At 71.6% G+C, this 14337-nt stretch carries 12 protein-coding genes; 1 reads left to right on the top strand and 11 read right to left on the bottom strand.

Translation table 11 applies throughout. The features are described 5' to 3' along the window. Positions 1–109: 109 nt before the first annotated feature. Together G4D85_RS28375 and G4D85_RS28370 are read right to left on the bottom strand one after the other, a co-directional pair. Entirely contained in the window at positions 110–826 is a 717-nt protein-coding gene (locus G4D85_RS28375) for a response regulator transcription factor (protein ID WP_164017148.1), read from the bottom strand. After that, a complete protein-coding gene (locus tag G4D85_RS28370; protein WP_240359544.1) occupies positions 823–2805 on the bottom strand; it encodes a sensor histidine kinase in 1983 nt (660 codons plus the stop codon). Before G4D85_RS28370 ends, G4D85_RS28375 begins: the two co-directional genes overlap by 4 nt. A 186-nt stretch (positions 2806–2991) precedes the next feature. Between G4D85_RS28370 and G4D85_RS28365 the strand changes: the two genes are divergently transcribed. Continuing rightward, positions 2992–3741 carry a pyridoxal-phosphate dependent enzyme gene (locus G4D85_RS28365; RefSeq protein ID WP_205525749.1) on the top strand — a complete coding sequence of 250 codons (750 nt, stop codon included), beginning with the start codon at positions 2992–2994 and terminating at the stop codon, positions 3739–3741. Positions 3742–3750: 9 nt separating this feature from the next. Here the strand turns inward: G4D85_RS28365 and G4D85_RS28360 are convergent, their stop codons facing one another. From G4D85_RS28360 to G4D85_RS28320, 9 genes are all read right to left on the bottom strand, one after another. Continuing rightward, positions 3751–4554 carry a hypothetical protein gene (locus G4D85_RS28360; protein ID WP_164017147.1) on the bottom strand — a complete coding sequence of 268 codons (804 nt, stop codon included), beginning with the start codon at positions 4552–4554 and terminating at the stop codon, positions 3751–3753. Between the two features lie 116 nt (positions 4555–4670). Further along, positions 4671–5666, bottom strand: coding sequence for an NAD(+) synthase (gene nadE, locus G4D85_RS28355; RefSeq protein WP_164017146.1), 996 nt, complete (start codon positions 5664–5666; stop codon positions 4671–4673). A 23-nt stretch (positions 5667–5689) separates the two neighbouring features. Next, a complete protein-coding gene (locus G4D85_RS28350) occupies positions 5690–7267 on the bottom strand; it encodes a class I adenylate-forming enzyme family protein (RefSeq protein ID WP_164017145.1) in 1578 nt (525 codons plus the stop codon). Between the two features lie 40 nt (positions 7268–7307). Continuing rightward, positions 7308–9284, bottom strand: a complete 1977-nt coding sequence (asnB, locus tag G4D85_RS28345; protein ID WP_164017144.1) for an asparagine synthase (glutamine-hydrolyzing) — start codon at positions 9282–9284, stop codon at positions 7308–7310. 14 nt (positions 9285–9298) lie between these two features. Continuing rightward, positions 9299–9556: an acyl carrier protein gene (locus tag G4D85_RS28340; protein ID WP_164017143.1), complete on the bottom strand. Its 258-nt coding sequence runs from the start codon at positions 9554–9556 to the stop codon at positions 9299–9301. 62 nt (positions 9557–9618) lie between these two features. Further along, on the bottom strand, positions 9619–10209 hold the full coding sequence (locus G4D85_RS28335; RefSeq protein WP_164017142.1) for an acyltransferase: 591 nt from the start codon (positions 10207–10209) through the stop codon (positions 9619–9621). Continuing rightward, positions 10206–10751, bottom strand: coding sequence for an acyltransferase (locus G4D85_RS28330; RefSeq protein WP_164017141.1), 546 nt, complete (start codon positions 10749–10751; stop codon positions 10206–10208). Before G4D85_RS28330 ends, G4D85_RS28335 begins: the two co-directional genes overlap by 4 nt. A 1-nt stretch (position 10752) precedes the next feature. Next, a complete protein-coding gene (locus tag G4D85_RS28325; protein WP_164017140.1) occupies positions 10753–11616 on the bottom strand; it encodes an SGNH/GDSL hydrolase family protein in 864 nt (287 codons plus the stop codon). A gap of 178 nt (positions 11617–11794) precedes the next feature. Continuing rightward, positions 11795–14203, bottom strand: a complete 2409-nt coding sequence (locus G4D85_RS28320; protein WP_164017139.1) for an ABC transporter permease — start codon at positions 14201–14203, stop codon at positions 11795–11797. Positions 14204–14337: the final 134 nt, after the last annotated feature.

The following is a 14337-nucleotide window of genomic DNA, read 5'->3' as shown; positions in this document are numbered from 1 at the left end:
CACCGGCGTGGGCGGTTGGCTTTGGAGCGCCCCGTCCACGCACCATTCAAACTACGGAGTCGGCGCCACGGAATGGCCGTGGCTTGGCCATCTCTTCGTCACCGTTCAGTCATGGCCCGGAGACCTCCATCCGGTAGCCCACGCCGCGAATCGTGTGGATGGTGAACCCGGAGGCGCTCGTCCACCCCAGCTTCTTCTTCAGGCTGGAGACGAAGTTGTCCACCGTGCGCGGGTCCACCACCACGTCACGGCCCCACACCGCGTCCAGGATTTCTCCCCGGGGCAGCGCGCGGTCCTTGTGGCGCAGCAGGAAGGCGAGCAGGTCGAACTCCGTGCGCGTCATCTCCACGTCCGTCCCGTCCGGCCGCGCCACCGCGCGCCGGCCCAGGTCCAGGGAGTAGCCGCTGAAGGTCATCACCTGGGGCGGCGGCGTGCCGGCCCGCCGCACCAGCGCGCGCACCCGGGCCAGCAACTCCCGCAGCCGGTAGGGCTTGGTGAGGTAGTCCTGCGCGCCCGCCTCGAAGCCCCGGAGGATGTCGTCCTCCAGCGAGCGCGCGGTGAGCATCATCACCATGCTCTTCACGCCCTCGGTCCGCAGCCGGCGGCAGAAGCTGTAGCCGTCCTCGCCCGGCAGCATGACGTCCAGGATGAGCAGGTCGAACTCGCGCTCGCGCAGCAGCGGCTCGGCGTCGCGGGCGGAGGGCGCCTCGGACACCACGTAGCCTTCGTCCTGCAGGTTGTCTCGCAGGCCGATGCGCAGGTGGGCATCGTCCTCGACGATGAGGACGGAGGGGCGGGTGTTCTGGGGCGGCGTGGCGGTCGTCATCGAGAGGGCTCGTGAAAGTTCAGGGCGAACGTGGTGCCTTCCGGCCCGGAGGTCACCACCTGGATGTCGCCACCGTGCAGCTTCATGATCTTCCGGCAGAGCGCCAGTCCCAGGCCACTGCCATGGGCCTCCAGCCCCGCGGGGGCCAGCCGGTAGAACTCCTGGAAGACGTTCTCCCACTCGGACGCGGGGATGCCCACGCCGTTGTCGCTGAAGAGCACGGTGCAGTAGAGGCCGGGAATCTGCTGGGCGGTGACGGAGATGACCACCGGGCTGCGCCGGTTGTAGGCGCACGCGTTGCGGCCCAGGTTGGAGAAGAGCAGCCGCAGCAGGGACGGGTCCGCCTCCAGCTCCGCGTCGCCCACGTCGGTGGTCAGCTTGAGCGGGACGCTGGTGGCGCTGGCCAGGTCGTCGCGCAGCGGGTTGACCAGCTCCTCCAGCCGCACCAGCGAGGTCCGCAGCTTCCAGCGGCCCTTGTCGATGCGGTTGAAGGACAGGATGTTCTCCACGAGGAAGTGGAGCCCGTCCGCCGCCTGGACGATGCGCGTCGGGTAGTCCCGCACCTCGGGGGCCTGCGACAGCTTGCGCTCCAGCGTCTCGCCCAGCAGTCGGATGGAGGCCAGCGGCGTGCGCAGCTCGTGCGACACGGTGGCCACGAAGTCGCTCTTCAGCTCCAGGAAGCGGTACTTGCGCTGCTGCGACACCACCGACAGCGCGAAGATGGCCAGCGCCAGCGCGCCGCACACGGCCACCAGCGCCGTCTTCAGGCCATAGCGCGCCTCGATGTCCGCCTCCGCCCGCGCCCACTGGGGCATGTCCGCGAGGACCTGCACCGTGCGCACCTGCTGCACTCCGCTGCCGGGCTTCAGCCGGAGCACGCCGTCCGCGTCGAGGAGCTGGCGCGCGCGCAGGTCCTCGGCGATGGGGCGCAGCAGGTCGTCCATGTTCACCGCGATTCCGTAGACCGCCTCCTTCCGGGAGGTCACGTACCACTGCTCGCGCATCAGGACGGGCTCACTGAGGTCGTCCGGTATCACCAGCCCGCCAGCGCCCACCTCGGTGGCGCGCTCCACGAAGTCACGGAAGGGCTCGCCCAGGCTGGCGCTGAGCTGGAGGACGCGGGTGTGGAGGAAGTCGAAGTCCACCTGGGTGAGCCGTGGGCGCGCGCGCAGCAAGTCCCGCTGGAGTCCCGACGCGCGGGCGAAGCCGCCGAAGTCCTCCGGCAAGCCCTCGCGCAGCAGCGCCCGGACGAGCGGCTCCGTGTCCGGCCCACGCTGCAGCTGCTCCGCGGCCAGCAACAGGAAGAGCAGCTCCTGCGGCGCGGGCAGGGGGTTGTCGGCGTGGAAGCGCAGCATGGCCTCCACCCGCCTGCTGGCGCCCCGGGCTCCCGGTGTCGAGAGCGCCGCATCCGCGGCGTGCAGCAGCTCCAGGCGCTGCTCCCATCGGCTCGCCGTCGAGCGGTCCACGAGGGGGGCCGCGAGGGGCCGCTCCCAGACGTCCTCGCCCTTGTCATTCAAGGGGGGGACGATGAGGGGCTGCTTCCACCCGTCCTCGTCCTTGTCATCCACGGGGGGGAGGACGAGGCGCTGCTCCAGGCGGACCGAGGAGGCGCCCTCCCGCAGGTGGGCCTCGAGGGCGTAGTACGCGTCGCGGACGGGCGCCTGCGTGCCGGGGCGGGGGCGGGTGGGGCGCGGCAGCAGCTGCTTGCCGCGGAAGCGGAGATAGAAGCCCTCCGCCGAGACGAGCGGGTCTCCCGCGGCGTCGTGCAGGGCGGGGAGCCGCGCCTCGAAGTGCAGGGGCAGGCTCAGCCGCAAGGTCTGGGTGGCGAAGTGCTGCAGGGCCTCGCGGCGCGAGTGCACCTGGGCGCGGGCGTCCTCGCGCTCCTGGAGGAAGATGCGCTGGAGGCTGAACAGCCCCCAGCCAAGGGCCAGGAGGCCACAACCCAGGGCCACGAGCGTGGGGAGGAGCCGGCGGAGCATGGGAATCCGCCGCCAACTATTGCACAGCCCACGGCCCCACAGGCCCTTCGCGTGGGCCCTGGGACGGAGACAAGTGTCCTCGGAGGGCGGACGGGCGGCCTTCCGGTCCACGGGCCGACAGCGCGGGGGGCGCGGGGTTGGCGCGGTGCGACGTGAGTGGGGAACGCTGGGGCCTGGAGGTCCCGCATGCGCGTCGTGTTCCCGCTGTCGCGTCCCTGGCCCGGTGGCCCCGTGGTGCTATGGGGGGGCTCGCTCCCCGCGGGGAGCCTCAAGTACCTCACCTTCTCGCGGTACCTGGAGTCCTCGCTGCCGGAGGGGGCCACGGGGCTGGTGGAGCTCTCCGGGGCCGCCACCGCGCTGGCGCTGGACGCGCTGGGGCGGGAGCGGGGCCTGCCGGTGGTGGCGCTGACGGACGCGCAGGGGACGGCGTACCTGCGGACGAACGGGTTCGGCGGCGAGGTGCGCACCGTGCGCGGGCTCTCCGAGGCGTGGGAGCTGGCGCAGGGCTATGAGCGCCGGGGGTGGTGCTGGCCGAGGCAGCTCGCCAACGGGGCGCTGGTGGAGTGCGTGGCGTCCTGGGCCGTGAAGCTCCGGGAGGTGGTGCGCGACGCCTTTCCCGCCGTGAGGACCGTGGTGTGCGGCTTCGGCACGGGCGCCACGGTGGTGGGGCTGCACCGGACCTTCGCGTCGGAGGGCTACGAGGTGGTGGGCCTGCAGCCCGCGCCGGGCCGCTCCATGCCCGGCTGGCGGTGCTGGGCGGAGCAGAGCCTGGGGGAGAAGGACCTCTTCTATCCGTACCGCGAGGACGTCTCGCTGGAGGTGGCCCGGACGCGGGGCGCAGACGGGCTGGGCGCGCTGCTGGCCTGGGCGCGCGAGGAGCCGAGGTCGGAGGAGGTGCTGGTCATCTCCCACAACGCGCGGCCCCCGTGTGGCTGAGCGGGGCGACTACGGCTGCGCGCCGTTGGTGCGCTCACCGCGCCCCCCGCGAGGGCGGTCGCCGCCGCCTCCTCCTCCGCCTCCGCCTCCGCCTCCGCCTCCCCGGCCCTCTTCGCGACGCAGCTCCCGGTACTTCGCCTGCTGGGCCTCGTCGAGGAGCGCGGCCATCTCCTGGTCCGTCGTCTGGCGCTCGGCGCGCAGCTCCTGCCGCATGTCGCGGGGGTTCTTCGTGCCGGCGCGGACCTCCTCGATGAGGGCCTGGCGCTTCGCCTCCTCCGACTGCATGCGGCGGGTCAGCGTCTGCTCCTGGTTGTAGTTGAGCTTCGCGTCGCTGACGAACTGGCGCAGCCGCTCCGCGCGCTGGGTCTGGCCCTGCGCCTGGGCCTGCACCCACTCCTGCTGGCGGGCCTCGCGCTGCTCCGTGCGCATCTCGTCCTGCACCGAGCGCACCGCGTCCTTCAGGTAGGCGCGCCCGCCCTCGGAGTGGAGCGCCTCACCGGCGACCATTCCGCGCACCTCCGCGCGAAGCTGCTCCAGCTCCGCGGTGAGCGCCGTGGGGGCGGCCACCGGGCCTCCATCCGCGGACACCGCCGGCCGCTTCTCCAGCGCCATCAGCCGGCGGGACAGGCCCAGCGTGGTGTCCTCCATCGCCTGGATTCGCCGCTCCAGATACTCCAGGTCCTCGGGCGCGACGGCGGCCGATTCGTCCTGCGGGGCGGGGGTGGGGGATACGGACTCACCTCCGCCCCAGAGGGCGACACCGAGCGCAGCGGAGGCCAGGAGGAGGGAGGCGATGCCGAGGAACCTGTTCATGTCTTCTCCGACGTGGGACGGGAGCCCGTATTCCATACCCCGTCCGTCGGTCCGGCTCCACCCACCCGCCGGGGAACGGGCGGCGGAGCCCTCGGTTCGGGCAACAGGGGGCCTGCTCAGCCCAGCTTGAACGCGTCCAGCTCCGGCACCTTCTCCAGCAGGAGCGGGGCGGAGTGGAGGTACGCGGTGGAGCGGCGCTTCTGGTCGATGTCGTCGTAGACGCGCTGCACCTGCGTGGGCGTCAGGCCCATCACCTGCGCGGCCTCGTCCGTGGACACTGCGTGGTTCTTCGCCCACATCAGCAGGTCCAGCTGCGAGTAGTGCACGGAGAAGTAGAAGTCCTCCTGCGACTGCGGAAGGCTGAACGTGTCCGTGGTGGGCTCGCCGCTGGTGATTTCGTCGATGACGCCCAGGTGCTTCGCCAGCTTGTAGACCTGCGTCTTGTAGAGGCCCGCAATCGGCTTCACGTCCGCCGCGCCGTCACCGAGCTTCACGAAGAAGCCCTGGTCGTACTCCAGGCGGTTGGGCGTGCCGGCCACCGCGAAGTTCAGCCGGTCCGCGTGGAAGTAGTCCATCATCTTCCGGGTGCGCTGCTTGAAGTTCGTCGCGGCGACAATCTGCGTGTACGCCTGCGGCGAGAGGCGGAAGCGGCGCTCCTCGCCGTTCACCTGCACCACCACGTTGAAGAAGTTCATGGTGTCCGTGTTCAGTCGGTCACCGTGCATGACGATCTTCCACTTCATGTCCGGGGTGAACTCCGGGAACACCGAGCGCACCGCCTCGTCCCGCTGCCGGTAGCAGCCCGCCGCCTCCAGAATCGGAGCGATGTCGTGGAGCTGGTACTTGATGCCCAGCTTCTCGGACAGCTTGCGGCCCAGCTGCGAGCTCCACCCGCTGGAGTCCTTCTCCGGCAGGAGGATGCCGAACACGCGCTCCGGCCCCAGCGCCCGCACCGCCAGCGCCGCCACGCACGCCGAGTCGATGCCACCGGAGATGGCCACCACCAGCCCGCGCTTCTTCAGCTTCTTCAGCACCGCCTCGCGGAGCCCCTCGGACAGCTCGGCCGCCTTGGCCTCCCAGTCCAGTTCCAGCACCTGCTTGGAGAACTTCATCGTGTCCACCCCTCTCGAATTCCTTACGAAGAACCGACTGACGAATACCGTGTGCGCAGCTCCGCCTTGAGCACCTTGCCGGCGGGTCCGCGCGGGAGCGCTTCCGAGAACACCACGTGCTTCGGCACCTTGTGCACCGGCAGCGACTCGCGACAGAAGCGCCGCAAGTCGTCCTCCTTCACCTCGGCGCCCTCGTGCGTCACCACCACCGCGCAGGCCGCCTCGCCGCCCAGCGCGTCCGGCACTCCCACCACCGCCACCTCCTTCACCGCCGGGTGGCGCGCGAGCTGGTGCTCGATTTCCGCCGGGCTCACCCGGTGGCCGTTCACCTTGAGGATTTCCTTCGCGCGCCCCACCAGGAAGAAGCAGCCGTCCGCGTCGCACCAGGCCAGGTCGCCCGTCCACAGCCAGCCGTCCCGCAGCACGGTGGCCGTCTCCTCGGGCGCGCCCAGGTAGCCTGGCGTGACGTTGGCGCCCTTCGCCACCAGGTGGCCCGTCTCGCCCACCGGCAGCGGCGTGCCGTCCTCCGCCACCACGCGCAGCTCCACGCCCGGAATGCCCATTCCGATGGAGCCTGCCTTCTCCCGCGCCAGCCTCGGCGGCAGGTAGCTCAGTCGCGCGGTGGCCTCTGTCTGGCCGTACATGACGAACAGCTCCGCCGGGCGGAACGCGTCGCGCGTCCACTGAATCGTGTCCGGCGCCATGCCTCCGCCCGCCTGCGTGACGTAGCGCAGCTTGAGCGTGGACAGGGACTCGGGGCTGGCCTGTCGCTTCAGCAGCTCGAAGGTGAGCGGGACTCCGGCGAAGCCCGTGCTGCCCTCGGCCGCCATGGCCTCCAGCACCACCTGCGGGTACATGAAGCGCGGGTCCAGGAACACCGAGCCGCCCACGAGCAGGTGCGTCTGGAGCACGCTCTTCCCGTAGCAGTAGTGCAGCGGGAGGATGAGGTGTGCCCTGTCTCCCGGAGTCAGGCCCAGGTACTCGACGATGGAGCGCGTGTTGGCGGCGATGTTGCCGAACGTCTGGATGACACCCCGGGGCGTGCCCGTGCTGCCGGACGTGTAGACGATGGCCGCGTGCGTGTCGGCCGGCGTGGAGGGCAGTGCCTCAAGCGGAGCGGCCTTCGCCTCCGCGTCCAGCGCGCCGTCCTCCTGCACCCAGGCGCAGCCGGCCGGCGCGAGCACCTGGAGCATGCGCTCCGGTGGCCGCGAGGAGTGCACCACGTAGAAATGGCTCAGGCCGGACTTGCCGGCCCACTTGCGCGCGTCCTGTCCGAAGAGGAAGGCGTGCCGCGCGCCCGTCTGCGTGAGGATGGCGTCCAGTGACGCCGCGCCGGACTCGCGGTCCAGCTCCACCGCGCACGCGCCCAGCGCCTGCACCGCGAGCCCCGCCACCACCGCCGCCGAGCCGAGGGGCAGGGCGATGAGCACCTTGTCTCCCGGGCCGACGCCCGCCGCGCGCAGGTGTCCGGCCAGCGCCAGCATCCGGTCCGCGAGCTGCCGGTACGTCAGCCGCACCCACGGCGAGTCCACCGCGGGCGCGTCCGGGGTGCGCCCCGCGTGGCCGAGCACCCAGGCGGGAGAAGAGTCCGCGGCGCTCATGAGGCCTCCCGCACCACGGCGTCCACCGTGCACCCGGCGCTCATGCGGCCTCCAGCACCACCGCGTCCACGTCAGCGGCCGGGGGCGGGCGCGGGTGGAGGAAGTGGTGGGCCAGCAGCTGCGTGGATGCCATGGCGAAGAGGGCCATGGTGTCCGCCTCGCTCTCGGCGGCGTTGGGCGCGCGCAGCTTGGCGACGAGCCGCTCCGCCTTCTTCGCGTCGAAGACGCCTACCTTCGCCACCGCTTCGGGCGCGAGCAGCTCCCGGGCCCAGGCCGGCGCGTCGGGGCCCACCAGCGCTCCGGCGATGGGGGCACGGTAGGGGAACTTGCTCCGCTCCAGGATGGAGGCGGGCACCTTGCCCCGGGCGAAGCGCTTGAGGAGGTGCTTCTCGTCCAGCCCCTTCAGGCGCAGCCGCTCCGGCACGCGCGCGGCGAACTCCATCACCGCCGTGTCCAGGAAGGGGAAGCGCCCCTCCACCGCGTTGCCCAGCAGCATGCGGTCGCCCTGCGCGGACAGGAGGTAGCCGGACAGCAGCGTCTTCGCCTCCAGGTACTGCGCGCGCGCCAGCGGCCGCCACCGGGCCACGTGCTCCGGCACCGACTGGAGCACCGAGGCCACCGGGTCCTCGTCCGCCACGCGCGCGGCGAACTCCGGCGCGAGGAAGCGGGAGATGCGGCCGCTGTTGGACCAGCGCACCAGGTGCGAGAAGGCCAGGCTGCCCGGGTCCTCCAGCCCCATGCCGAAGAACTCCCGCAGCAGCTCCACGTTCTGCTGGCTCACCGACAGGGTGGGGTAGAGCTTCCGCAGCAGCAGCGGGCGGTACTTCGACGCCGGCTGGCGCGCCCAGAACTGGCGGACCTTCGTCTCCTTGAAGAGGTCATAGCCGAGGAACATCTCGTCCGACCCTTCCCCGGTGAGGACCACCCGGATGCCATTCTCCCGCACCCACTCGCTCAGGCGCAGGAAGGGCGCGGGCGCGGAGCGCATCATCGCCTGCTCGGCGTGGAAGATGACGCCGGGCACCAGCTTGCCGATGTCCCCGTCCTTCATCTCCACCACGCGGTGCTGCGTGTGCAGCTCCTCCGCCACGGTGGTCTGGTGCTGGCGCTCGTCGAAGCGCGCGTGCGCGAAGCCCACGGAGAAGGTGCGCAGCGTGCCGCCCAGCTGCCCCTGCGCCAGCGCGCACAGGAGGCTGGAGTCCAGCCCGCCCGACAGGTACGCCGCCACCGGCACGTCCGCCCGCAGCCGCAGGCGCACCGCGCGCTCCAACACCTCGCCCAGCTCCTCCAGCAGCTTCGGCTCGTCCGCCGCCTCCGGCGTCACGCCGAAGTCCAAATCCCAGTACCGGAACACCTCCAGCTTCCCGTCCCGGAAGCGGGCCGAGTGCGCGGGAGGCAGGAGGCTGACGCCCTCGAACGAGGTGCGCGGCGCCACCGGGGACCAGAGCTGGAAGGTCTGCTTGAGGCCGCGCGCGTCCAGCGCCGGAGTCACCAGCCCGCCCGCGAAGAGCGTCTTGGCCTCCGAGCCGAACGCCAGCTGACCGCCCGGCAGCTCCGCGTAGTACAGCGGGCAGATGCCCACCCTGTCGCGGGACAGCCAGAGCGTCTTGTCGCGCGGGTCCCACAGGGCGAAGGCCCACTGGCCCTCGAAGCGGCGCACGCAGTCGATGCCCCAGGTGAGGAACGCCGCGAGGATGACCTCGGTGTCCGAGCGCGTGCGGAACGCGTAGCGCCCGGAGAGCTGCTCGCGCAGCTCCACGTGGTTGAAGATCTCCCCGTTGAAGACGACGGTGAGGCCCGTCGCCGCGTCCCGCATGGGCTGATGGCCGCCCTCCAGGTCGACGATGGAGAGCCGCGTGTGGCCCAGGCCCACGCCATTCAGCAGCAGGGCCCGCTGTGCGTCGGGGCCCCGGTGCTTGATGCTGGCGGTCATCCTTCGCAGCCGCTCGGCGGACTCCTGCCGCGCGGCGCCGGCGCTCTCGCCCGCCGGAAAGGTGAAACCCGTGATGCCACACATGGCGGTGCTCTCTCTCAGCCGGCCTGGGGCAGGCGCTGCTGCTGCTTCTTCTCGACGAAGGCGACCACGCGCGACAGCGAGTCCAGATTCTCCGGCACCAGCTCGCGGTCCTCGAGCTTGAGGCCGAAGTCCTGCTCCAGGAAGGCCACCAGCTCCATCATCCCCGTGGAGTCGATGAGGCCCTTGCGGAGGAAGGAGTCGTCGTCGGCGAACTCGTCCACGAAGAAGGTGTCGACGATGAAGGTACGGATGCGCTCACGGAGGCTGCTCATGGTTTCGTTCCTGTCTGGAATGAGGTGAAGGGAAGACGGAATGCGGCCGCGACTCGCGGGAGTCAGGCGCCCGACTCGCGGGCGACCAATTCCAGGCTCATGTTGCGGGCGGGGTTGCCCATGGCGAGCGAGTCTGGCGGTACGTCCTGGGTGACGATGCTTCCGGCGGACACCACCGAGCGCGCCCCCACGCGCACCCCCGGCATGATGATGGCGCCGTGGGCCACCCAGACGTCGTCCTCGATGACGATGGGCGCGGTGCGGTGTCCGTCGCGGTCGCTGATGCGTACGAACGAGGCGAACATGCATCGCTCACCGAGGGTGACGGACTCCCAGGCCTCCAGGGAGACGCCGTAGTTGAACTGAGTCTCGGCGCCAATGGTCAGCCGGGCACCCGGGTGGCTCACCAGCGAGCTGGGCATCATTCCGCCCACGAAGGTGAGCCGGTCCCCCAGCTTCATGGTGCCCTCGTTCTTCACGGAGAGGGGCCCGTACGCGGCCACGTTGTGGCCCACGGACTGGAGCGAGCGGAACAGCCAGCGCGCGCGCACCAGGGCCACCGCGCGCTCGGCCCGGGGCTCCAGCGACTCGCGAAGCCCGTGGAGCTGGGCCACCACGGTGGACAGCGGGACGGAGGCAATTCTCGGAGTCATTCGGCCACCTCGCGGCGAAGCACCCGGGCCGGCGAGCCCCCCACCGTCACGCGCGGGGGGATGCGGCGGGAAATCACGGTGCCGGGGGCCACGGTGGCACCCTGCTGCAGGTGCGTGCCCGGGAGGAGGATGGCGCGGCTGCCCACCGTCACTCCGTCCTCGATGACCAATGGGACGGAGGGGGGCCGCTCGTGCCGGTTGCCTCGCAGCGGGTGGTGCTGGTTGTCCATCACCTTGCAGAAGGCACCCAGCTTCGCGCCCGCGCCGACGGTGATGGACTGGAGCGCCTCCAGCGAGGCGCCTCCTTCGATGGCGACGTCGTCGCCCAGGACGATGCTTCCGCCCCGCATCGCGTGCAGCTCGATGGGCGCCATCCGCCCGTCCAGCACCACGCGGTGCCCCAGGCGGACTTCCCCGGGGCCGTGAATCCATACGCGGCCGAGCACCGTGGGAGCCTCCCCCACCATCCGGCAGCGCCGCAGCTTCAAGCGCGAGAGCAGCGAGCCCAGCTCGCGCGACAGGGCAACAGGTAGGGGGCTCATGTCACGGAGTGGGTTGGGCAGCGGGGATGGGGGGCTGCACGGCGGGCGCCGGCAGCGTGGACAGGAAGGCGAGGAACTCCTTTGCCATGCGGGCCTGCCCCGCGGCGTTGAGGTGGCCGCCGTCATCCGAGTACGCCGGCACCATGGCCGGCCACGACTGCCCGTTCAGCTCGTACGTCTCCGGCGTCCCCTCGGCGGTCGTGGACTCCAGCATCGCCAGGTCGAACAGCGGCGCCTTGCCGCCGCCGTACGTCTGGCGCAGCAACTGGTTGAACGTCTCGCGCTGCACGTTCTCCGTGAGGCCCCACACGGGCCGGCCCAGCAGCTCCTTCAGCCACGCCTTGGCGCCGCGCTGCACGGTGGTCAGCGGCACGGTGACGTGGACGAAGGTGGTGCCCGGGTGGCGCGCCTTCAGCCCGTCCATGGTCGTGCGGTACTTCTCGAACAGCGCGCGCGTGTCCGTCGTGCCGCTGAAGTCGATGTAGCAGAACTTGAAGAAGGCCACGTCGGCCTGCTTCGCGAGCCCCGCGTCCATCAACCGCTCGAAGTCGGCGATTTTCGACTCGGGCTTCAGGTTCTCACCCACCATGGCGTGGGCGATGGTGCCGGGCGCCACCGTCTCGGTGGGGGCCTTCACCTCCACGATGCGCGGCGCCGCGCCAAGCTGCTTGACGCCGTCGAGGATGTTGCCGCCCACCGACTGGTGGCCGAAGAAGATGCGCTGGCGGGACAGCTTCTCCATCGACACCCCAGAGGCGGGAGTGGAGGGAGTCGACGCGTGCGCCGCGCCGTGCAGGGCCATGAGCATGATGGCCGGCAGCACCAGCGCACTCATCCGCACAAGAAAGGTCCAGTCGAAGTGCATGCGGACTCTTAAACCCGACGCTTGCCAAGCGTCAAAGGGTCAACCGTCCATCACTCCGGATAGGGTTTCTCCGCTCCGCCACCGAAGGCCGGGATGAGGGTGGCGCCGACCCCCCTGGTCGCCCGGGCAGCAGGCAGCCGGGCGGCGGTATTGACAGGAGCGGCGCCGGGCGCGGGGGCTACTCCGAGCGCAGGGAGATGGCCGGCGACACCCGGCTGGCGCGCAGCGCCGGCAGCCAGCTGGCCAGCAGGGACACCCCGCCGAGCACCACCGCCACCCCCAGGAAGATGGTCGGCTCGCTGGCGTCCACGCCGTACAGCAGCGACGCCAGCAGCCGCGTGCAGCCAAAGGCGGCCAGCAGTCCCACCCCCACGCCCACCACCGTCAGCCGCAGGCCCTGTCCCAGCACCAGGCGCAGCACCTGCCTCGGGTGTGCGCCCAGCGCCAGGCGGATGCCCAGCTCGCGCGTGCGCTGGCCCACGGTGTACGCCATGACGCCATAGACGCCCACGCCGGCCAGCACCACCGCCAGCAGGGCGAAGGCGGCCAGCAGCCGGGCCGTCGCCGTGGGGCGCAGCAACTGGCTGTCGATGCGCGCGGTGAAGGGCGCCAGGTCGAAGATGGGCTGCTCCGCGTCCACCGCCTTCACCTCCTGGCGCACGGCGGCCATCACCGGCGCCTCCGAGCCCCGGGTGCGCAGCAGCAGCGTCACCGTGGGGACGGGAAGCTGGGCCAGCGGGAAGTACACCTCCGGCCGGGCGGGGAGGGTGAGCCGGTCATGCCGCACGTCCGCCACCACGCCGACGATGTCGTGGAACGCGCTGTCCCCGTTCCAGTCCAGCTTCACCCGCCGGCCCAGGGCCTCGCCGGTGCCGAGGTAGCTCCGGACGAAGGCCTCGTTGACGATGGCGACGGGCGCGCCCTTCTCCCCGTCCTGGGGGCCGAAGGCGCGGCCCTGGCGCACGGGGATGCGCATGGTGCGGAAGTAGTCCGGACTGGCCACGCGGTACTCGGTCAGGTACCGCTCGCCGGGCTGGACGGGGCTGCCCTCCAGGGTGAAGTCTCCGTTGGTGTTGCTCTGGCCCAGGGGGGCGTCGTTGATGAGGCCCACCGCCTCCACCCCGGGCAGCGCTCCCAGGCGTCCCTGCAGCTCGTCGAAGAAGGTGGCCCTGCGCGGCGCATCCACGTACTTCGCGGCGGGCAGCGACAGCCGCGCGGACAGCAGCCCGTTCGTGTCGAAGCCCAGGTCCACGGACTGCACGTTCTGCAGCGTGCGCACCATGAGCCCGGTGCCCACCAGCAGCACCATCGCCAGCGCCAGCTGCACCATGACGAGCGCATTGCGCAGCGGGTGGTGGGCGCGCGCGCCCGCGGAGCTGCCGGACTGCTTCAGCAGCGGCAGCACGTCCATGCCGGAGGTGTGCAGCGCGGGCGCCAGCCCGAAGAGCAGCCCCACGCCCACGGACAGCGCCATGCTGAAGGCCAGGGCCGGGACGCTCAGCTCCAGCGGCGCCAGCCGCAGCATGCTGGCGGGCAGCAGGGTGCGCACCAGCTCCAGGCCCCACAGCACCAGCAGGAGTCCCACCGCCCCGCCGACGAGCGCCAGCAGCACGCTCTCCGCCAGCGCCTGTTGCATCCTCCGGCCGCGGCTGGCCCCCAGCGCCGCGCGGATGGCGCCGTCCCGCTGCCGCGCCAGCGCCCGCACCAGCATCAGGTTCGCCACGTTGGCGCAGGCGATGAGCAGCACGAAGGCCACCGCGCCCCACAGCATCCACAGCACGGGACGCATGTTGCCGGTGAGCTCCTCCTGCCAGGGGCGCGTCGTCACCCCGTGCGGAGTCGGGTCTCCGGGCTCCGGGCGGTGGATGAGCGTGGCCACCCGCCCCAGGTCCGCCTGGGCCGCCTCCAGCGTGACGCCCGGCGCCCGCCGGCCCAGCACGGACAGGTAATGGTGGCCATGGCGCTGCGGGTCCAGGCCGAGGGGAAGCCAGACCTCCGCCTCTTCGGCGTACTCCGGGAAGTTGAAGGACTCCGGCAGCACGCCCACCACGGTGTGGCCGCGGCCGTCCAGCACCAACGTCCGGCCCACCACGTCCGCACCCCCCGCGAGCGCCCGCTTCCAGAAGCCGTGGCTCACCACCACCACGGACGCCGGCTGGCCGGGCCGGGCGTCCTCGTCGGTGAAGTCGCGGCCCTGCGATGGCCTCACCCCCAGCGTGGAGAAGAAGTTGGCCGTCACCACGCTCGCGCGGACCCGCTCCGGTGAGTCCACCCCGGTGCGGTTGAGGTCCTTGCGGCCAAAGGCCGCGAGCTGGGCGAAGCTCCGGCCATGCTCCCGCCAGCCGAGCAGCTCCGGCTCCGAGACGGAGGCCGTGTCGAGCCCTCCGCCCTGGCGGCACCAGGCGCGCACCAGCTCCCCGGCTTCCTGGAAGGGCAGGGGCCGCAGCAGCATGGTGTGGATGGCGCTGAAGAGGACGGTGTTCGCGCCAATGGCCAGCGCGAGCGTGATTCCGGCGGCCAGCGTGAAGCCGGGGGTACGCGCCAGCGTGCGCAGCGCGTAGCGGAAGTCCTGGCGGAGGGAGTCCATATACCGGGGCCCAGAGCGAAGGACATGCCAGCGCCCGGGGTCGGGGCAAGCCCCCGGGTTTCCGAGGGAAGGCTTCCCCACGGCCGCCAGCGGCTGCACGGATGCGGGATGTCACGTCCCGGAATCGGACACCC

Source organism: Pyxidicoccus trucidator (assembly GCF_010894435.1).
Classification (GTDB): domain Bacteria; phylum Myxococcota; class Myxococcia; order Myxococcales; family Myxococcaceae; genus Myxococcus; species Myxococcus trucidator.
Note: the sequence above shows the minus strand (reverse complement) of the source record. Positions and strands in the feature narration are given on the sequence as shown.